Raw genomic sequence first — 19,876 nt, 5'->3', positions numbered from 1 at the left:
ACAGCGCTATTTCTGCAGCGCGTCGGCCTTCTCGGTCAGCACGGAGATCAGCTTGTCGATGCCGCCGGTCTTCAAGATCGAGGAGAATTCCGAGCGGCGGGTCGCAAGCTGGCTGATCGTGCCGGTGAGATAGATGTCGCGGATCTGCCAGGCGATGTCATTGTCGTGCATCACATAATTGATCGAGATGGGCTCGCCGTCCGATTTCACGATCTGGGTGCGCACGAGTGTCGCATGCTTGACCGGCTGCTCGCTCAGCACGTTGAGCTGCTCTCCGGAATAGCCATCGAACTGCAGGGCGTAGGTCGCGGTGATGTAACGGCCGAAGGCCTGCGCGAGCTCTTTCTTCTTGTCGGGCGTCAGCTGGTTCCAGGTCGGGCCGACCGACAGGCGCGACATGAAGGGGATATCGAAGGTCGACGTCACGACCGGCTCCAGCTTCGCGTAGCGGCCTTTGACGCCCAGCGCCGCAGCATTCTTCATGTTGCTCAACAGCACGTCATAGAAGCTGCGGATCTGGTCCGAGGGGCCGGCGGCCGCTTCAGCCCGGCCGGCCACGAGCCCGAGGCCGAAGAGGAGGATGAAGCCCAGGGTGAATCCGGTCCGGACGATCGACTTCATTGCAACCTCGCTCTTCAGGGGCGTTCGCCTCACACTAGAGGAAGTGCGCGGTATGGTCGACAGTCCATTTCCGTGAAAGACATCCGCGAAACCCTTGCCGTTCCACGACAAAGTGGTCCCAGACAAAACGGCCGGCCCCACTACGGGACCGGCCGTTCGATCGGATGTCGACGCGCTTCGTCGACTTTCGAGGGGACGAGATCAGATCTCGGCCGGAAGCTTGTCTTGAGCCGCCGGCCGCAGGGTCAGGAAGCCGGCGAGCTCCCCGTAGACCCTGAGAATCCAGGACGACATTTGACCATTCTCCTTGCTCTGGTACCGGGTGATTTCAGCCGCTCTCGCCAATTTCCGCAAACGGCGATATCTTGGGCTCTGCATAACGACAGGTTATGCGACCGAGAGGATGCGATGGCGCGACGGCTCCCGTCCCTGACGGCGCTCAAGGCGTTCGAGGCCGCGGCCCGGCACCAGAGCTTCACGCGCGCCGCCGACGAACTGTTCGTGACCCAGGCGGCGGTCAGCCGGCAGATCCGCGAGCTCGAGGAGGCGCTCGACCGGCCGCTGTTCCATCGCCTGCATCGCCGGGTCGAGCTGACGGAGGCCGGCGCTACGCTCGCCGCCGCCACGACGCGCGCGTTCGAGGGCATCGAGGCCGCCCTGGCGCAGATCGGCCGCGCGGCACCGGAAAGCCTGCTGCCGATCAGTGTCGAGCCGCCGTTCGCCATGCAGTGGCTGCTGCCTCGGCTCGGCCGCTTCAATGCGCTGCACCCGGAGATCGACGTCGTGCTCGATCCGGATTTCGCGATCGTCGATCTCGCCGGCAGCGGCACCGAACTCGCCATCCGCTATTCCGACGACCAGTCGAGCTGGCTCGGCAGCACGAGCCATCCGCTGGCCGAGATCTGGGGCGCCCCTGTGCTGGCGCCGCGCCTGCTTGCCCAGGGCCCGCCGCTCGAAGGGCCGGCCGACCTCGTGCATTACACGCTGCTGCACGAGGAAGACCGGGAATATTGGGCGCGCTGGTTCCGCGACGCCGGTCTGCCGGACCAGGCGGTCAGGCGTGGCCCGGTGTTCAAGGACGCAACGCTCGCGATCGAGGCGGCCGTGCTCGGCCAGGGCGTCGTGCTGGGCGACCCGATCCTGACCGGCGACGACGTCGCGGCCGGACGCCTCGTCCAGCCGCTGCCACAAAGCTCCTGCTTCGGCGCCTACTGGCTGGTAACGCCGGAGGACGGCCCGCAGAGCGACGGTGCTGCCGCCTTCGCCCGATGGCTGCTGGACGAGATGGCGGCCTTCCGCGCAGCTCGCGGCATCGCCCTGCCGGCATGAAGTCAAAGTCCTTGTCCGACGCCCCCGCCTCGGGCGACCTTCAGCCAGCACGCCCCGCCTCTCGCCCTCAAGGAACCGTCGTTATGTCGCCCCCCTCGTCGGATGCCCCGCCCCTGTCGCCGCCGGTCCTGCCCTCCGGCGTGCCGATGATCCGCACCATCGCCATGCCGTCCGACACCAACCCGGCCGGCGACATCTTCGGCGGCTGGCTCATGGCGCAGATGGACCTTGCCGCCGGCAATGCCGCGGCCCGGCGCGCCCGCGGCCGCTGCGTCACGATCGCGGTCGACGGCATGGCGTTCCTGTCGCCGGTTCATGTCGGCGACGAGGTCAGCCTCTATGCGCGCATCCTTTCCGTCGGTCGCACCTCGATGAAGATCCTGGTCGAGGCCTGGCGCCGGCCGCGCCACGCGTTCGAGAGCATCCAGGTCACCAAGGCGACCTTCACCTTCGTCGCGATCGACGAGAACGGCCGGCCGCGCCCGGTGCCTGAGGATCAGCCGCCGCCCGAGAACCAGGACTGCGAAAATGCTTGAGCTTGCTATCCTCGACGATTACCAGCGCGTCGCCCTCTCGCTGGCCGATTGGGGCAGCCTTAAGGACCGGGTCCGCATCACCGTGTTCGACCGGCCCTTGGGCGCCGATGCCGCGACGCTGCTGGCGCCGTTCGACATCCTGTGCCTGATGCGCGAGCGCACGCCGTTCCCGCGCAGCCTCATCCAGCAGCTGCCCAGGCTCAAGTTCATGACGCTGACCGGTGCCCGCAGCCCGTCGCTCGATCTGGAATCGGCGAGCGAGCGCGGCATCGTCGTCAGCCACACCGGCTACGCGAGCCAGCAGGCAACGGCGGAGCTTGCCTGGGGGCTGATCCTGGCGTCGGCCCGCCATCTGCCGGCAGAGACCCAGGCCATGCGCGAAGGGCGCTGGCAGAGCACGGTCGGCCGGGTCGTCGACGGCAAGGTGCTGGGGCTTCTGGGCCTCGGCCGGCTCGGCAGCCGTATGGCCGCGATCGGCCGGGCCTTCGGCATGGAAGTGCAGGCCTGGAGCCAGAACCTGACGGCCGAGAAGGCCGAGGCGGCGGGCGCACGCCTCGTCGACAAGGCAACGCTGTTCCGCACCAGCGACTGGATCAGCATCCATCTGGTGCTGTCCGAGCGCAGCCGCGGCCTGGTCGGTGCGGCGGATCTCGAGCTGATGAAGCCCGACGCCTGGCTCATCAACACCTCGCGCGGGCCGATCATCGACCAGGCGGCCCTGCTCGCGGCGCTCGAAGCGGGCGCCATCGGCGGCGCCGGTCTCGATGTCTATGACGAGGAGCCGCTGCCGGCCGACCATCCGCTGCGCCGAGCCCCGCGCACGATCCTGACGCCACACCTGGGCTTCGTCACCGAGGACGCCTACCGCGTGTTCTACCGCGACACGGTCGAGGACATCGCCGCCTGGCTCGCCGGCAGCCCGATCCGCGTCATGAACCCGGCGTCGCTCGACAAACGGGCGTGATGGTTATCGCCGATTGAGCGAACGGGGCGTTCCCCACCTCAAGCGACCGCCCGCTCGACCGTGGCACCGCGCGTCATCAGGCGATAGACGAGCGCATCTTCAAGCGCCTGGTACGAAGCATCGATCACGTTCGAGCCGACGCCGACCGTCGACCAGCGCTCGCCCGAGGGGCAGCGGCTTTCGATCAGCACGCGCGTGATCGCCTTGGTGCCGGCCTCCGGCGTCAGGATGCGGACCTTGTAGTCCGTGAGCTTGAGGCCGGCGAGCGACGGGTAGACCGGCTCCAAAGCCCGGCGCAGCGCCGCGTCGAGCGCGTCGACCGGGCCGTTGCCCTGGGCCACGACCATGACCGGCCGGCCGCCGACCTCGAGCTCGACCTGTGCCTCCGACAGGGTCTCGATGCTGCCGTCGGCGGCGCGGCGGCGCTCGTCGACCACGCGGAAGCCCGCCAGGCGGAAATAGGTCGCCGGGGCACCGGCATCGAGCGCGCGCCGGACCAGCAGCTCGAAGCTGGCGCCGGCGCCGTCATAGGCAAAGCCGGCCGCCTCGCGCCCCTTCACCAGCGCCAGCAGGTCGGCAAGCTTCGGATCGTCGGCCGCGAGCGGCAGATGCAGCTCGGCGAGCCGCAGCATCAACGTCGCACGGCCGGCCTGGTCGGACACGACAATGTGGCGCTCGTTGCCGACAAGCTCGGGCGCCACATGCTCGTAGCTGCGCGCGTCCTTGGCGACGGCCGAGACATGCAAGCCGCCCTTGTGGGCGAAGGCCGCGGCGCCGACATAGGGCGCCCGCGGATCGGGCAGGCGGTTCAGCCGATCGTCGACCTGGCGCGACAGCTGGGTGAGCTCAGCCATCGCCTCGGCCGTGACCCCGGTCTCGTAGCCGAGCTTCAGCGTCAGTGTCGGGATCAGGCTGATCAGGTTGGCGTTGCCGCAGCGCTCGCCCAGGCCGTTGAGCGTGCCCTGGACCATGCGCGCGCCGGCGTGGACGGCGGCGAGCGAGTTGGCGACGGCGTTGCCGGTGTCGTCATGGGCATGGATGCCGATGCGGTCGCCGCCCAGGAGGTCGGCCATGGTGCCGACGATGCGGTCGACCTCGTGCGGCAGGGTCCCGCCGTTGGTGTCGCACAGCACGAGCCAACGGGCGCCGGCATCCGCCGCGGCACGCAGGCAGTCGCGCGCGAACGGTGCGTTCGCCTTCCAGCCGTCGAACAGATGCTCCGCGTCGAACACGACCTCGCGGCCCTGCTCGACCGCATGGCCGACGGATTCCGAGATCATGTCGATCGCCTCGGTGAGGCTCGCACCCAGGGCCGAGGTCACGTGGAAGTCCCAGGTCTTGCCGACGAGGCAGACCGCGGGCGTGCCGGCCGCCAGCACGGCGGCGAGCCCCGGATCCTCCGCTGCCTTGAGCCCGGCCTTGCGCGTCATGCCGAAGGCGGCGAAGCGGGCGTGCCGGAGCCGCGGCAGATCGGCATAGAGCGCCGTGTCGGCTGGATTGGCGCCGGGCCAGCCGGCCTCGATCGTGTCGACGCCCAGCCGATCGAGCAGGAGCGCCAGTGCGCGCTTGTCGGCGCCGGAGAAATCGACGCCGCGGGTCTGCGCCCCGTCGCGCAGCGTGGTGTCGTAAAGATGGATGCGCTTCATCGGACGGTCCTCCGGCGCTCAGGCGACGCGCGCCGGCAGGACCTCGGCGGTGAGCACACGCTCGACCACCCAGATTTGCCGCAGGCTTTCGGCCACGACCTCGACCAGCGCAGGCTCCATGCCGCCGACCTGCAGATCGACCGAGAGCGCCGACTCGGCGCCGCCCGTGAGGCGGGCCTGGACGCTCGACGGCACCAGCCCGCGCTTGGCGAACAGTTCGAGGATACGCGGCAGGCTGCCCGGATCCGCGGCGGCGCGGACGGCAAAGCATGCAGTGACGGTCTGAGTTTGTTCGAGTTGGGCTTGTTCGAGTAGAGCGACGCGATCAGCGTCGAGACGGACAGTATCCGTGGACATGATGGGGCAGCTCCCACTGGGCATGACGGCGCAACAATTCGACCCGACCCTCCAAGAGGATCGGGCGAATAATTCGCCGAATGGCCAGAATGGGCAGGTGCCGGTCCATATTGCGATGCACCCTATCCCGAGACGCGCGATAAGGGCAAGCGGTTATTTTCATCCTCTTGCGCGGAACAAGTTACGCGCGCAACATTCGGAAAGGGCACGCCCATCGGGCTTGTGCTTCATGGACCATGGCATTGGGGGACATGGATGGCTTCAACTGCTGATCCTTGCGATCTCGACGCCTATCTGGCCCGCATCGCCCATGACCGGCCGCTTCGGGTCGACGCCGCGTGCCTCGCCGACCTGCATGAGGCGCATCAGGCCGCCATCCCGTTCGAAAATCTCGACGTGCTGCTCGGCCGGCCCATCCGGCTCGATCTTGCCTCGGTCCAAGAAAAGCTGATTCATGCCAGGCGCGGCGGGTATTGTTTCGAACACGCAACATTGTTCAAGGCCGCGCTGGAGCAGGTTGGCTTCCATTGCCGGCTCCTCGCCGCACGCGTGCTCGTCGGCGCCCCCACAACCCCACGGGCGCGCACGCACGCGCTCCTCGAGGTCGACACGCCGCAGGGCCAATATCTGGCCGACGTCGGGTTCGGCGGCGCCGGGCCGCTGCACCCCTTGCCATTGCTGCCGGGCCTGGTCAGCCACCAGCCGGGCTCGGCCCATCGCCTCCGCCACGAAGGCGGCCTCTGGGTGCTGGAAGGCGATGTCGGCGCCGGCTGGTCCGACCTCTACGCCTTCACGCTCGAAGCGCAGCTGCCGATCGACATCGAAATGGCCAACCATTTCGTCTCGACCCACCCCTCGTCGGTGTTCAGGCAGATCGTCACCGCCCAGCGCGTCCGCCGCACGCGGCGGGCGGTCTTGCGCGGCAGCACGCTGGAGGTCCGTGTCAATTGCCATTCGGAGACCCGGGAGATTAACGCGGAGGAGGAGCTCCTGCCGCTGCTCGCGCAGGAGTTTGGGCTGGTCTTTCCACCCGGAACGCGCTTCACTGCGCAAGTATAGTTAATTGGAAGCCCGCGGCGCCGATGCAGTTGGATCCCCTCAACCGTCCCCGCACGCCGATTTCCCAGGCGGAACTCGACGAGATCATACGGCGCCACGAGCTGTTCCAGTCCGGGCGGCACGGCGGGCAGCGGGCGCTCCTGTCCTATCGCGACCTGACCGGCCTCAATCTGAGCGGCCAGAATCTCTCCGACTGCGACCTCACCGCCGCGTTCCTCGAGAACACCATCTGCATCGGCACGCTGTTCAACAACGCGATCCTGTTCGGCGCCAACCTGGCCCATGCCGACCTGCGCCGTGCCAAGCTCATCCGCGCCGACCTGCGCGGCGCCAGCCTGCGCGGCGCCAACCTGACCGGGGCCGATCTGTTCGACGCCGATCTGCGCGACGGCGCGCTCGCCGCGCGCATCAGCCCGGGCGAATACCGCAGCATCCGCATCGACGAGGGGGCGAGCGACCTGGTCGGCACGCGCATGGTCAACGCCAACCTGAGCCAGGCGCGGCTCTCGGGCGCCGTCGCGAACCACACCGACTTCAGCGACGCCATCATGCGCAACTGCAAGCTGGTGCGCGCAGACCTGCGCAATGCGGTCATGACTGGCGTCAACCTGGAGGGGGCCGACCTGAACGGCGCCGACCTGCGCGGCGCCGTCTTGAAGGACGCCATCCTGGTCGGCGCCGACATGAGTGCCACCGAGACCGCGGGCGCCGATCTCTCCGGCATCCTGACCGATCGGCCGGCAGGCAAGCAGCTGCACCAGCTGACGGAGCCGCTCGAGACCCTCATCCGCCGGCATGAGGAATGGGCGGCATCGAGTGGTGCCAAAGGGGCGCCGCTCGACTTGAGCGGCTACGACCTCAGGCACGCCCGTTTCCCGGCCGGGGCGTCCCTGCCGGCGCTCCGCGCGACCGACGCGGTGCTGGTGGCGCTCAATCTCGAGGGTCTGGGCCTGCAAGGCGCCCAGTTCGAGGGCGCCGATCTGCGCTCGGTCAAGCTGGTCCGGGCCGACCTGCGCGGCGTCAATCTCAAGGAGGCGAAGCTCAATTACGCCGACCTGCGCGACTGCAACCTGGGCGCGCTCATCCTCGGCGCCAACCGCTACCTGCCGGCCCGGCTCGACAATGCCCGGCTGCGCCATGCCGACCTGCGCGGCGCCGACCTGCGCCGCGCCAACTTCACCGGCGCCGACCTGACCTCCGCCAACCTGACCGGCGCCCACACCGAGGAAGCAGATTTCACGAACGCGACTCTTTCCGACATGATCGGAATGAAACGCTGACCCGAACAATCCGCTTATTGCGCTGCGGGAGAATTTGGTGCTGAGTGGTCGGCCCTTTTTGCTCCAATGCCCGAGTTGCGCGCCACCATGGTCGAGTCCGAATTTCATCGCATCCGCCGCCTGCCGCCCTATGTCTTCGCCGAGGTCAATCGGCTGAAGGCCGCGGCACGCGCCGCCGGGCGCGATGTGATCGACTTCGGCATGGGCAACCCGGACATGGCGAGCCCGCCGCACGTGGTCGCGAAGCTGGTCGAGACGGTGCAGGACCCGCGTACCCATCGCTATTCCAATTCCAAGGGCATCCCGGGCCTCCGGAAAGCGATCGCCGGCTATTACCAGCGCCGCTTCACGGTCGACCTCGACCCGGAATCCGAGGTCATCGTGACCTTGGGCTCCAAGGAAGGCTTGGCGAACCTCGCCCAGGCGATCTCGAGCCCCGGCGACGTCATCCTGGTGCCAAACCCCTCCTATCCGATCCACGCCTTCGGCTTCATGATCGCGGGGGCCGCGATCCGGCACATCCCGCCGTGCGAGCCGGAGCAGTTCCTGGCGACGCTCGAGCGCGCCTACAAGCATTCGGTGCCGGCGCCCATCGCGCTCATCGTCAACTACCCGTCGAACCCGACGGCGGAGGTCAGAGACCTCGACTTCTACGGCGAGATCGTCGAGTTCGCCCGGTCGCGCGGCATGTACGTCTTGTCCGACGTCGCCTACGCCGAGATCTATTTCAACGACAAGCCGCCGCCGTCGATCCTGCAGATCCCGGGCGCCCGCGACATCGCGGTCGAGTTCGGCAGCCTCAGCAAGACCTACTCGATGCCGGGGTGGCGCGTGGGATATGCGGTCGGCTGCCGCAAGCTCATCACCGCCCTCGGACGGGTCAAATCCTACCTCGACTATGGCGCCTTCACGCCGATCCAGGTCGCCGCGATTGCCGCCTTGAACGGCCCGCAGGACTGCGTCGCCGAGTTCCGGGCGACCTACAAGCGCCGGCGCGACGTGCTGATCGAGGGGCTGGCATCGGCCGGCTGGCAGGTGCCGTCACCAGAGGCGTCCATGTTCGCCTGGGCACCGATCCCCGAACGGTTCCGCCATCTGGGCAGCCTCGACTTCTCCAAGCTGTTGCTGGAGAAGTCGAACGTCGCCGTCGCCCCCGGCATCGGCTTCGGCGAATACGGCGACACGCATGTCCGTCTGGCGCTGGTCGAGAACACCGACCGCATCCGCCAGGCCGTGCGCAATCTGAAGCCCCTGTTCGGCGGCTGATCGACACCCCATATCGCCTATCTCACCCGAGGATCTCCCGCGACGAGGTCGACCGCTTAACCCCGAGCCGAGTTCGAGTTGCTGACATGTCTGCATCCCGCCGAGCGCTTTCCCCCGTCGCAGAGAACCCAGTCGCCCATGGCCCCGCCGAGTTGATCGCCCTCGAGAAGTACCGGTCGCTCGGCGGCGAATCGCACCGCGTGCTGCGCTGCCTCGACACGATCCTGGCGAGCGACCGCTACGAGATCGTCGATACCGGTGAGATCGCCCGTTTCCTCGGCATCCGCTCCCAGGCGGTGAGCCGCGCGCTCAAGACCCTGGTCGACCGGTCGATCATCGAGCGCGGCACCCGGATCGGCCGCTCGCACACGTTCCGCCGGATCGAGCCCGCGCCGGCGAAGGCCGCGGTCGACGATCATCTCCTGCAGCTCGACATCGGCCAGACCACGGAAATCGAAGTGGTGCGCGGCTTCCTCGAGGCGAACGACCCGGGCTTCGACGAGGCGGCGCTCCGGCTCAGCCTCAAGTTCGGCATGGTGCTCTACCTGCGGAGCGAGGGCAAACCCGTCGCCGCGGCGCTCATCGACTACAACCCGGCGATCGACAGCGGGCCGACCATCGCCCGCCTGGTGGTCGAGCGCAGGATGCGGGCGCTGGGCCACGGCCGGCGGTTTCTGATGCAGATCGAGCGGCATTTCGCCGGCAAGCGCATCTTCGCCCATGCGCCGGTCGACAATAAGGAGCTGGTGATCGCGCTGCTGCGCCATGGCTTCGACATCGTCGGCCAAGAGACGATGGACGGCCGGATCTCGCTCATCCTGAAGAAGGGTCCGGGGGCATAGAGTCCGTTTGAGAACGTCAGTGGCTGATACGTCGGAGCAGAAGACGGCCCATGGCGTGGAGGGATGGACCTCGAACAGGCGGGTCGGCCTCGGACGCGCTCGCTGACATTGGTCACTCTTCGCCATTTGTCTTCGTATTGCGCTCAGCTGAGTTCTTGGGCGAGCCCGATGAGCAGCCCCTCAGGCCCACGGATGTAGCAGAGCCGATACGCGTCATTATACTGGACGACTTCGCCTACGAGCTGCGCGCCGCGCGTGCGGAGCCTTTCCAGCGTCTCGTCGACGTCGTCCACGGCGAACATGACGCGGAGGTAGCCTAGGGCGTTGACCGGGGCGTTCCGGTGATCTGCGACGACAGACGGCGTGAGGAAGCGGGAGAGCTCGATCCGGCTGTGGCCGTCCGGCGTGCGCATCATGGCAATCTCGACACGCTGATCGCCCAGTCCAGTGACACGTCCGGCCCATTCTCCTTCGATCGTGGCTCGCCCTTCGAGCTCGAGGCCGAGTTCGCGAAAGAAATCAATCGTCCTTCCGAGGTCTTCGACGACGATTCCTACGTTGTCCATCCGCTTGAGCGCCATGTTTCCAATCTCCAAGGGGTCGCCTAATCGAACAACGGAGCTTGAGGTGCCCCAACACCGGCGGCCATCCGGGCCCGATTCGCTGCTGTCCACATCAGAAGCTCGAATCATGGACCGCCTCAAACCGCCGCCCCGTGTTCAACCGGTCTCTTAGGGCGCTCTCTCGTCCGCTGCCCGGACCTTGGCCGGGAAGTGATAGTCGCAGGTCGGCGGGAAGCGCCAGTCGCCGGGCAGTTCGGCCAAGGACGGGCCGCCGGGGTTCTGCGCCGCCTGATAGGCGCGGATGCCGGGGGACCAGGTGCTCTTGACATAGGCGATGGTCGCATGGATCTCGGCCGGTGTGAGCTTGCCCTCGAACGCCGGCATGGCGGTCTTGTAGCCGGCCGGCGCAAAGGACGCGACGCTGTGGGTGACGAGCTCGACAAGCTCCGCGTCGGAATGCTGCCAGGTGTGGCCGGTCTCGTCATGGGGCGGCGCCGGCAGCAGGCCGTCCGGCCCCGGCTCGTGCCAGTTCGGCTGCCCTTCCAGATGGACGCCGTGGCAGGCGGCGCAATTCGCCTGATAGAGCACGGCGCCCGCCGCGATCTCCTTGGGATCGTCGCCCGGCACGGTCCATTTGGCCCGCGCGGGCGCGAAGGTGTAGCCGGCGAGCCCGAGCCCGCCGGCCGCCAGTACCGCAACCAGAACGCCAAACGCTATGACGGGCCGGCCACTCACGAGGCGAGCGACATCAGTTTCGCCGCCATCTGGTCTGGGTCGGTCTCGTGGGTGAAGTTCGTGACGAACCGGCCCGAGGGATCCATGACATAGATGATCGAGCTATGGTCCATGTCGTAGCCACCGTCCTTGGTCGGATGCTTCGCGGCGTAGACCCGGTATTCCTTCTCCGCCTGAGCGATCTGCTCGGTCGAGCCGGTCAGGCCCACGATGTCCGGCGCGAAGCTCGCGACATAGTCCTTCATCACGTCAGCCGTATCGCGCTCCGGGTCGATGGTGATGAACACCGGCGCCATGGCCGCGCGCTTCTCGCCCAGCTTGTCGAGCGCCAGCGACAGGTCGTTGAGCGCCGTCGGGCAGGCGTCCGGGCAATGGGTATAGCCGAAATAGATCAGCAGCCATTTGCCCTTGAAGTCCTGGTCGGTGACGGTCTTGCCATTGCGCGCGTCGACCAGCTGGAACGGCCCGCCGATCTTGGCGGTTGGCGCCCCCTCATGCCACTTGTCCCAGGCGAGGCCGCCGACGAGCGCCACGCCGACCAGCAGCAGGGCCGCGATCGCGACCAGGCCGCTGATCTGGTAGGTCTTCATGCTGCTCATCCCTTGTGCCCCGCCATGCCGCCCATGTCCATATGGTCCATGTCGTGACCGACTGCTGGGGCTGTACCAGCCGGGCCCGAGGCGCCGACGCCGCCGATTGCGACGCTGGTCTCGACCGTGCCGGCCTTCTCGAACGTGAGCGTCAACGGGAAGCTCTGGCCCGCGACCAGCGGCGCCTTCAGGTCGATCAGCATGATGTGGTAGCCGCCAGGCGACAGCGTCACGGCCTGGCCGGCCGGCAGCGGCACCGCATCGACCTGACGCATCTTCATGACGCCACCCTCCATCGTGTGCTGATGGATCTGGACCGTGGCGGCGACCGGGCTCGCGGCCCCGACCAGCCGGTCGTCGGCTGCGGCCGTCACCGTGAGATAGGCGGCACCGATCGTGGATTTGCCAGGGGTCGCACGCGCCCAGGCCTGGGTCACCCGGACCGCCGCAGACGATGGGGCGGCCGCCGCGGATTGGGCAACGGATTGCGATTGCTGGGCGAAGACGGCGCCGGCCACGGCAATGATCGCGGCCAGCGCACTGAACGGAAAACGACGGAACTGCATCGCGGGAAAATCCTTCTGCACGGGGAAGGTCCGCACGGGACGCGCGATGGCGTCGGCGGACGGCAATTCAAGGCGAAGCGGTCAGGCCGCGCCCGGCGGCCCTCGTGCGTGACGGCCGGCGACGGCCTTGGTCTCGACCGCGACGGTTTGCGGCCGCCAAACGACCTCGCCTGCCGGACGCGGTACCGCGATCTCGAACCCGGCCGGCGGCGGAAAGCCCCAGACGACGGCGGGCGCCTGGCATTGCGGGCAGGCGACATGCAGCAGCTTGCCGTGTGCGCCGGGCGACCCGCCCGCGTCGTGGCCGGTTGCAGTCGAGGTCGTGCAGATCGGTGCCGCCGCGAGCGGGTCGGCCATCATGGCGAACGCCGCGGCCGGCGGCAGCATCAGCTGGGCCAGCAGGGCAACAAGCATCAGCACGGCGCCGATCTGGCGCCGGGCGTGCACCCGCCCGGGACTGGAGACATTCCGTCGCATCGGCGGTGATCCTAGCCGATCACGCCCGGCCGCGTCAGGACATTCCGTCGCAGGCCTCCATACGGCGACCGACGCTTGACCGCGGCCGGCCAACCCGCAGCGGTTGACCGGCCGTGCAGGCGAACCGACACTGGCTCATCAGCCAACCGGCAGCAGCATGGAGGATCCCGAAATCACCTTCGCCAGCGGACGTGTATCCAGCCGCCTGCGCCGGCCGCAGACCCTGCTCCTGTCGCGCCGCCTGTGGCGCCGCCGGCTGGTGTTCTGGGGCGGCGCCATCGCGACCGGGCTGATCGGCGCCGGATTCGCCATTGCCGCCAACCGGGCGAGTGCGCTGTTCGGGCTGCTGCTCGCCTGGTCGCCCTGGCTGCCACTCGTCGTGACGCCGCTGGGCTTCGTGCTGTCGGCTCTCGCCTGCCGCAAGCTCTTCCCCGGCGCGCAGGGCAGCGGCATCCCGCAGGCGATCGCCGCGCGCCATGTGCGCAACCCGGCCGGCCGCGATCGCCTGCTGTCGATCCGCCTCACCATCGGCAAGATCGCGCTCACGCTGTTCGGCCTCCTCTGCGGCGCCTCGATCGGCCGCGAGGGCCCGACCGTGCAGGTCGGCGCCTCGATCATGCTGCAGGCCGCACGGCTCGGCGGCATGGGGCGCGAGCGTGGCCTGATCCTGGCCGGGTCGGCAGCCGGCGTCGCGGCCGCCTTCAACACGCCCCTGGCCGGCATCGTGTTCGCGATCGAGGAAATGGGCCGCAGCTACGAGCACCGGACGAACGGCCTCATCCTGTCAACCGTCATTCTGGCCGGCATCGCCTCGATCGCGCTGCTCGGCAACTACAGCTATTTCGGCGTCACGAACGCCGGCATCGGCGCGCTTGGGGACTGGCCGGTCGTAGCCCTCTGCGGCATCGGCGGCGGCGTCGGCGGTGCCGTGTTCAGCCGGCTCGTGCTCTTGGGCTCGCACGCTCTCAGGGCATTCGTCGCGCGCCGGCCCGATCGCAACTCGGTAATTGTCGCCGCGGTCGCCGGGCTTGTCATGGCGCTCCTCGGCATCGCAAGCCACGGCGCCGTCTACGGCACCGGTTATGAGCAGGCGCGCAGCGCGCTCGAAGGCACGCCGCTGCCCTGGACCTATGCGCCGATGAAGCTCGCGGCGACACTCGCGTCCACGCTGTCCGGCATCCCGGGCGGCATCTTCGCCCCGTCGCTCTCGGTCGGCGCCGGGCTCGGCAGTGCCGTCGCGCCCTGGTTCCCGGCGACCTCGTGCGGGGCGATCGTCGTGCTCGGCATGGCGGGCTATTTCGCCGGCGTCGTTCAGGCGCCGATCACCGCCTTCGTCATCATCGTCGAGATGACCGCCGACCACGGCATGATCATCCCGCTGATGGCGGCTGCGGTCCTGGGCTTCGGCACGTCACGGCTGATTTCGCCGGAGCCGCTCTATCATTCGCTCGCGGAGCATTTCATCTCGACCGCGCGCGCCGCCTCGGCCGCAGAAGCGGTGGCCAGCAAAACAACGGAGGAAGCATGATGGCAACGGGCAAGACGGCACTGGTCATCGCCGCCGGCCACGGCATCGGCGCCGCCTCGGCCCGGGCGCTCGCGGCCCAGGGCTGGCGCGTCGGGCTGATGTCCACGTCTGATGCCTGCGAGACGCTCGCGGCGGAGCTCGGCGGCTTCGCCCGGCGCGGCTCGGTCACCGAGACCGCCGATCTCCAGGCGCTCATCGACCTGGCGCTCGCGACGACTGGCCGCATCGACGCCGTCGTCAACAACACCGGCCACGGCGCCGGCTCCAGTGCCGCGACCCAGGCCTCGACCTACAACCCGGACGGCGACCATCACCTGCTCGACATCGGCGATACGGACTGGCACCACGGGCTCGACCTCTATGTGCTGAATGTCGTGCGCATGGCGCGGCTGGTGACGCCCATCATGCAGCGCCGGGGCGGCGGCGCCATCGTCAACATCTCGTCGCTCGGCACCGTCGAACCGCGGCCGGAATATCCGCTGTCGGTGCTGCGCCTGGCGCTGCACGGTTTCACCAAGCTCTATACCGACCGCTACGGCCGCGACGGCATCCGCATGAACAACGTGCTGCCCGGCTTCGTCGAGAACTGGCCGGTCGTGGACGCGGTGCAGCGGGGCACACCGATCGGCCGGACGGTGAAGCTGACGGAGATCGCCGACACGGTCGCCTTCCTGCTGTCGGACGGCGCCGGCGCCATCACCGGTCAGAACATCCTGGTCGACGGCGGACTGGTGAGGGCGGCCCGGTGACGGAAAAGCCGGTGACCCAGATCCCGGAGCGCGCGCTGGCGGCGTTCTGCAGGCATTGCGGCTCCGCCCTGGCGCCGGTCGCGGACGCGCCGAACCAGCGCCGCTGCACGAGCCCGGATTGCGGCAAGGTCACCTACGACAATCCGATCCCGGTCGTGGCCGGCATCGTCGAGCGCGACGGCGCCATCCTGCTCGTGCGCAGCATCGGCTGGCCCGCCGAATGGTTCGGCCTCGTCACGGGATTTCTGGAGCCGCACGAGCTGCCGGAGGCCGGCGTCGTACGCGAGATCAAGGAAGAGCTGGGGCTGGATGCGCTCGCCTGCCGCTTCGTCGGCCATTACCTGTTCAAGCCGATGAACCAGCTGATCATGGCCTATCACGTCGAGGTCGGGCCGGGCGAAGTCCGGCTCGACGAGAGCGAGCTCGAAGCCTGGAAGGCGGTTCCGGTCGAAAAGCTCAGGCCCTGGCCGTTCGGCACCGGCGAGGCCGTGCGCGATTTCCTCGCCCGGCGCTTCGGCTGAGGCTGTCCTTTATCTCCCGCTCTGCCCCATTGGGGCGGAGAGGGTCGGGGTGAGGTGGGGCCTCACCAGCGCCTGTTGTCTAGCGGCGCTGCCCACCTCATCCTAAATCCTTCTCCCCCCTGAAGGGCGGAGAAGGACTTGTCCTGCGACCCGATCGAGCCTGGTTTCAGATCACTCTAGCAATCAGCTGATGACGGCGCGGATGCGGCGGACGCCGGCCGAGGAGGACTGCTCCTTCTGGATCTTGAACTTGCCGATCTCGCCCGTGTTCTGGACGTGCGGGCCGCCGCAGAACTCCATCGACTTGTCGCCGATCGTATAGACCGAGACCTGGTTGCCGTACTTGTCGGAGAAGAGGCCGATGGCGCCCTTCTTGCGCGCATCCTCGAGCGGCAGGACCTCGTTGGTCACCGGGATCGCCGCATCGATCGCCGCCTGCACCCAGGCCTCGGCCCGGGCGATTTCGTCCTTCGTCATCGGCGCCGGATGCGAGAAGTCGAAGCGCATGCGCTCCTGCGTGATGTTCGAGCCCTTCTGCATCACATGGTCGCCGAGGATATCCCGGAGCGCCGCGTGCAGCAGGTGGGTCGCCGTGTGGTAGCGCACCGATTCCTCAGAGAGGTCGGCGAGGCCGCTCTTCGCCGCCTCGGTCTTCGACGCCTCGCGATGCTCGGCGAAGCGCCGCTCGTAGCCGTCCATGTCGACCGTGAAGCCCTGCTCGCCGGCGAGTTCGCGGGTGAACTCGATCGGGAAGCCGTAGGTGTCGTAGAGCTTGAACGCCGCCTCGCCGGAGAGGACGGTCGTGCCCCCGGCCTTCAGGTCCTCGATGTCCTTGGCGAGCAGGCGGATGCCGGTCTTGAGCGTCGTGTCGAAGCGCTTGTACTCGAGCATCAGCTCGTGGCCGATGCGCTCCTCGTTCTGGCGCAGTTCGGGGTAGGCGTCGCCGAACATGCCGACAACCGTCTTGTGGGTCGCAACCCACTCGGTCGGATCGATGCCGAGCGTGTCGCAGAAGCGGATGGCGCGGCGGATCAGGCGGCGCAGCACGTAGCCCGCCCCCTGGTTCGACGGCGACGTGCCGCGCTCGTCGCCGATCACGAAGACCGAGGTGCGAAGATGGTCGCTGATGACGCGCAGCGCCTTCAGGAGCTCGGGCTTCGCCCGGATCTCCTCCTCGGTGTATTTCGACTTGGCGATGAGCGCCTCGACGATCGGCCGGAAGGACGAGGTTTCATAGACCGTCTCGACCCGGTTCAGCACGGCGAGCGTGCGCTCGAGCCCCATGCCCGTGTCCACGTTCCGCTTCGGCAGATCGGTGATCTGGCCGGCCGTGCGGTTATAGGACATGAACACGTTGTTCCAGATCTCGACCCAGCGGCCGCACGGGCAACCCGGGCGGCACTCGGTGCCGCGCTCGCAGGTGCCGCCGATCGGATTGTAGAAGATCTCCGTATCCGGGCCGCACGGTCCCTCGTCGCCGGCCGCCCACCAATTGTCCTCGACGCCGAGGAACGCGATACGCTCCTCCGGCATGCCGATCTTGCGCCAGACGCGATAGGATTCCTCGTCGCGCTCGACGCCGAGCCCGCCGCCGAAGCAGCTGACCGCAATCCGGTCCTTCGGGATGCCGAGCCATTCCGGGCTGGTCAGGAATTCCCAGCTCCAGGCGATCGACTCTTCCTTGAAATAGTCGCCCAAGGACCAGTTGCCGAGCATCTCGAAGAAGGTCAGGTGCGTGGCGTCGCCCACTTCCTCGATGTCGTTGGTGCGGATGCATTTCTGGGTATCGACCAGGCGCGTGCCGGCCGGATGGGGCTGGCCCATCAGGTAGGGCACCAGCGGATGCATGCCGGCGGTCGTGAACAGCACGCTCGGATCATTCTCCGGAATGACGGAGGCGCTCGGGATCACGGCATGGCCACGCTCGGCGAAGAACTTCAGATAGAGGGAGCGCAGACGGTCGCCGTCGATCTTCAAGCTGCCAGGGGTATGTCCGGTATCCAAGGCTCAGAACCTTCGTCTAAAGCGTGAAAGGGCTCGTGTGCCCGAAATTGGGCATTCGGTCGAGACCTGTCAAACGCTTCTTGGCGATGAGACCGTCCCAATTCTGGAACGGTTCAAATTGCGCGAAACGTTAACCTCCTGGCCTCTAGGAGAATGGTTTACTGCACGAGAGGGAACACGCGGGACCGATCGATGGACCCGAAATGGGCACCATACGGCTTCATGGCCGAGCTGCTGGACAGCCTGAACATCGCCGTCTGCCTGTTCGACGACGACGATCGTACCGTGCTGTGGAATCGCAAGTTCCTCCGGCTGTTCCCCGAGCACGACGGCGCAGTGCACGAGGGCGAGCCCTACGGCGCCAACCTGCATCGCTTCTACCGGCAGCGGCTCAGCGCCGAGGAGCTGCCGCATATCGAGCAGTACGTCCAGGACGGCATCGCGCGCCACCGCGCGCAGACGCGTCCTTTCGTGTTCGAGCACCGCGGCCAATGGGTGCGCGTCGCCTCGCAGCCGGTGCCGGGCGGCGGCCGCATCCGGGTCTGGACGCAGATCGACGCCCCGGGCGTCAATACGGTGGCGGCGCACGCGCTGAGCGGCAGCAGCGACAGCGCGATCCTGGAGAATGTCGCGGACGGCGTGATGGTGCTCGACGCCGCCGACCGCATCGTCCAGGTGAACGAGCAGGCGCTCCGGCTCTATGGCCTCCCGAGCCGTGACGACGTGGTCGGGCGGCGCTACGAAGAGGTCCTGGCGGCGGTCTGGCTCAGCCAGTCGCCGTATCAATCGCCACAGCGTTCGGACGAGCACTGGTCACGGATGCTGGCCGAGCATCGGCGCTTCGCGGGCGCGCCGTTCGAGGTGCAGCTGCCGCGCGATCGCTGGCTGCGCGTCATCGAGCAGCGCAACCAGGATGGCACCGCCTACAGCACGCATATCGATATTTCCGAGCTGAAGCGCCAGCAGCGCACGGTGACGCTGGCCAAGGAGGCGGCCGACCGGTCGAACGCGGCGAAGTCGGCCTTCCTCGCCATGATGAGCCACGAGATCCGCACACCCATGAACGGCATCATCGGCATGAATCACCTGCTGCTCGACAGCCCGCTCGACGACCGGCAGCGCTTCTATGCCGAGACGATCGGCAAATCGGCCGAGACCCTGCTTGGCATCATCGACGACGTGCTAGACGTCTCGAAGCTCGAGGCCGGCAAGCTTTCGCTCGAGACGATCCCGTTCGATCTCGACGAGCTGGTCGACCAGGCGATCAGGCTGATGGCGCCCAAGGCCCACGAGCGCGGCCTGAGCCTGGCCCGCGCCGCGGCACCCGGCGCGTCTACGTTCGGACGCGTATTGGGCGATCCGACGCGCGTTCGCCAGGTGCTGCTGAACCTGGTGTCGAATGCGGTGAAATTCACCGAGACCGGCGAGGTGACGGTCACGGTCGCCGTCGAGGCGCCCGGGCGGATCCGGATCGAGGTCGCCGATACCGGCATCGGGCTCGACCCGACCGCGATCGAGCGCCTGTTCGCCCGCTTCGAGCAGGCCGACGGCACGATTGCACGCCGGTTCGGCGGCACCGGGCTCGGCCTGCACATCTCCCGCCAGCTGGTCGAGATGATGGGCGGCCGGATCGGCGCCGAGCCGCGTCCCGGCGGCGGCAGCCGGTTCTGGTTCAGCCTGCCGCTGCCCGCGATCCCCGACGAGGCGGTCCTCGAGGAGGCGGACGCTGGCGCGACGCTGGAGGAGAGCGGGGTGGTCGCGCCCGCGCAGCGCGATGGGCGGGTCCTGGTGGTCGAGGACAACATCATCAACCGCATGGTCGTCGAGGAGATCCTGTCCCAGGCGGGCTTCACGGTCGAGACCGCAGCGAGCGGCCAGGCGGCGATCGACCTGATTGCGGCACGCCTGCCGGAGTCGGCCCAGAACCCCGACCTCAGGCTGCCCGACCTCGTGCTGATGGATGTGCAGATGCCCGGCATGGACGGGCTCGAGACGACGCGCCGGATCAGGGCCCTGTCCACGGCGACCCTGGCGCTGCCGATCGTGGCCTTGACCGCGAACGCCATGGAGGGCGACCGGCGGCAATGCCTCGCCGCCGGCATGGTCGACTATATCGCCAAGCCCTTCGAGCCGAAGCGCCTCATCCGCACGGTCGACCGCCGGATCCGGCGGCAGGTGTCGTAGCAGGTTGCTAAGCCCGCTGCGAAGCCGCTAACTACACTCTCGGTTTAGCGATGGAGCAG

General features: G+C 68.0%; 20 protein-coding genes. 11 read left to right on the top strand and 9 right to left on the bottom strand.

From position 1 onward, the window contains the following. Positions 1–6 precede the first annotated feature (6 nt). Positions 7–621 carry an ABC transporter substrate-binding protein gene (locus IEY58_RS05330; protein WP_189043236.1) on the bottom strand — a complete coding sequence of 205 codons (615 nt, stop codon included), beginning with the start codon at positions 619–621 and terminating at the stop codon, positions 7–9. A 408-nt stretch (positions 622–1,029) separates the two neighbouring features. On the opposite strand from IEY58_RS05330, the gene gcvA reads away from it, so the two are divergent. The 3 genes from gcvA to IEY58_RS05315 all read left to right on the top strand — a co-directional run bounded on the left by gcvA (position 1,030) and on the right by IEY58_RS05315 (position 3,450). Continuing rightward, positions 1,030–1,950 carry a transcriptional regulator GcvA gene (gcvA, locus tag IEY58_RS05325; RefSeq protein WP_189043234.1) on the top strand — a complete coding sequence of 307 codons (921 nt, stop codon included), beginning with the start codon at positions 1,030–1,032 and terminating at the stop codon, positions 1,948–1,950. 83 nt (positions 1,951–2,033) lie between these two features. Further along, on the top strand, positions 2,034–2,486 hold the full coding sequence (locus tag IEY58_RS05320; RefSeq protein ID WP_189043232.1) for an acyl-CoA thioesterase: 453 nt from the start codon (positions 2,034–2,036) through the stop codon (positions 2,484–2,486). Beyond that, positions 2,479–3,450: a D-2-hydroxyacid dehydrogenase family protein gene (locus IEY58_RS05315; RefSeq protein ID WP_189043230.1), complete on the top strand. Its 972-nt coding sequence runs from the start codon at positions 2,479–2,481 to the stop codon at positions 3,448–3,450. Before IEY58_RS05320 ends, IEY58_RS05315 begins: the two co-directional genes overlap by 8 nt. 38 nt (positions 3,451–3,488) lie before the next feature. Here the strand turns inward: IEY58_RS05315 and cimA are convergent, their stop codons facing one another. Further along, complete coding sequence (gene cimA, locus IEY58_RS05310; RefSeq protein ID WP_189043228.1) at positions 3,489–5,096, bottom strand: citramalate synthase; 1,608 nt, start codon at positions 5,094–5,096, stop codon at positions 3,489–3,491. Positions 5,097–5,114: 18 nt separating this feature from the next. After that, entirely contained in the window at positions 5,115–5,453 is a 339-nt protein-coding gene (locus IEY58_RS05305; protein ID WP_189043226.1) for a hypothetical protein, read from the bottom strand. Positions 5,454–5,708: 255 nt separating this feature from the next. Here IEY58_RS05305 and IEY58_RS05300 point away from each other — a divergent pair, with 255 nt between their 5' ends. From IEY58_RS05300 to IEY58_RS05285, 4 genes are all read left to right on the top strand, one after another. Next, positions 5,709–6,512 carry an arylamine N-acetyltransferase family protein gene (locus tag IEY58_RS05300; RefSeq protein ID WP_189043224.1) on the top strand — a complete coding sequence of 268 codons (804 nt, stop codon included), beginning with the start codon at positions 5,709–5,711 and terminating at the stop codon, positions 6,510–6,512. Positions 6,513–6,535: 23 nt separating this feature from the next. Then, positions 6,536–7,792, top strand: coding sequence for a pentapeptide repeat-containing protein (locus IEY58_RS05295; protein WP_189043223.1), 1,257 nt, complete (start codon positions 6,536–6,538; stop codon positions 7,790–7,792). Between the two features lie 87 nt (positions 7,793–7,879). After that, the gene (locus IEY58_RS05290) at positions 7,880–9,058 is read left to right on the top strand and encodes an LL-diaminopimelate aminotransferase (RefSeq protein ID WP_189043222.1); all 1,179 of its coding nucleotides are present in this window, start codon (positions 7,880–7,882) and stop codon (positions 9,056–9,058) included. An 86-nt stretch (positions 9,059–9,144) separates the two neighbouring features. Then, on the top strand, positions 9,145–9,900 hold the full coding sequence (locus IEY58_RS05285; RefSeq protein WP_189043220.1) for a MarR family transcriptional regulator: 756 nt from the start codon (positions 9,145–9,147) through the stop codon (positions 9,898–9,900). A 143-nt stretch (positions 9,901–10,043) separates the two neighbouring features. On the opposite strand, the gene IEY58_RS05280 is transcribed toward IEY58_RS05285, so the two are convergent. From IEY58_RS05280 to IEY58_RS05260, 5 genes are all read right to left on the bottom strand, one after another. Continuing rightward, the gene (locus tag IEY58_RS05280) at positions 10,044–10,481 is read right to left on the bottom strand and encodes a VOC family protein (RefSeq protein WP_189043218.1); all 438 of its coding nucleotides are present in this window, start codon (positions 10,479–10,481) and stop codon (positions 10,044–10,046) included. 150 nt (positions 10,482–10,631) lie between these two features. Next, complete coding sequence (locus tag IEY58_RS05275; RefSeq protein WP_229743501.1) at positions 10,632–11,198, bottom strand: c-type cytochrome; 567 nt, start codon at positions 11,196–11,198, stop codon at positions 10,632–10,634. Beyond that, positions 11,195–11,788, bottom strand: a complete 594-nt coding sequence (locus IEY58_RS05270; protein WP_229743500.1) for an SCO family protein — start codon at positions 11,786–11,788, stop codon at positions 11,195–11,197. Before IEY58_RS05270 ends, IEY58_RS05275 begins: the two co-directional genes overlap by 4 nt. 5 nt (positions 11,789–11,793) lie before the next feature. Further along, complete coding sequence (locus tag IEY58_RS05265; RefSeq protein ID WP_189043214.1) at positions 11,794–12,354, bottom strand: copper chaperone PCu(A)C; 561 nt, start codon at positions 12,352–12,354, stop codon at positions 11,794–11,796. A gap of 81 nt (positions 12,355–12,435) precedes the next feature. Further along, positions 12,436–12,831, bottom strand: coding sequence for a hypothetical protein (locus tag IEY58_RS05260; protein WP_189043212.1), 396 nt, complete (start codon positions 12,829–12,831; stop codon positions 12,436–12,438). A 157-nt stretch (positions 12,832–12,988) separates the two neighbouring features. Between IEY58_RS05260 and IEY58_RS05255 the strand changes: the two genes are divergently transcribed. Genes IEY58_RS05255 through IEY58_RS05245 form a run of 3 tightly spaced genes read left to right on the top strand, consistent with a single transcriptional unit; the run spans position 12,989 to position 15,629 of the window. Continuing rightward, positions 12,989–14,359, top strand: coding sequence for a chloride channel protein (locus tag IEY58_RS05255; protein ID WP_189043210.1), 1,371 nt, complete (start codon positions 12,989–12,991; stop codon positions 14,357–14,359). After that, on the top strand, positions 14,356–15,108 hold the full coding sequence (locus IEY58_RS05250; protein ID WP_229743499.1) for an SDR family oxidoreductase: 753 nt from the start codon (positions 14,356–14,358) through the stop codon (positions 15,106–15,108). Before IEY58_RS05255 ends, IEY58_RS05250 begins: the two co-directional genes overlap by 4 nt. Positions 15,109–15,119: 11 nt before the next feature. Continuing rightward, on the top strand, positions 15,120–15,629 hold the full coding sequence (locus IEY58_RS05245) for an NUDIX domain-containing protein (protein WP_189043208.1): 510 nt from the start codon (positions 15,120–15,122) through the stop codon (positions 15,627–15,629). A gap of 183 nt (positions 15,630–15,812) precedes the next feature. On the opposite strand, the gene IEY58_RS05240 is transcribed toward IEY58_RS05245, so the two are convergent. Continuing rightward, entirely contained in the window at positions 15,813–17,633 is a 1,821-nt protein-coding gene (locus tag IEY58_RS05240) for an alanine--tRNA ligase (RefSeq protein ID WP_229743498.1), read from the bottom strand. Positions 17,634–17,825: 192 nt separating this feature from the next. Between IEY58_RS05240 and IEY58_RS05235 the strand changes: the two genes are divergently transcribed. Then, entirely contained in the window at positions 17,826–19,817 is a 1,992-nt protein-coding gene (locus IEY58_RS05235) for an ATP-binding protein (protein WP_189043207.1), read from the top strand. Positions 19,818–19,876 lie beyond the last annotated feature (59 nt).

It is taken from the genome of Aliidongia dinghuensis (assembly GCF_014643535.1).
Taxonomy (GTDB): Bacteria; Pseudomonadota; Alphaproteobacteria; order ATCC43930; family CGMCC-115725; genus Aliidongia; species Aliidongia dinghuensis.
The sequence above is the reverse complement of the archived record's forward strand: the minus strand, read 5'-3'. Positions and strand labels throughout refer to the sequence as shown.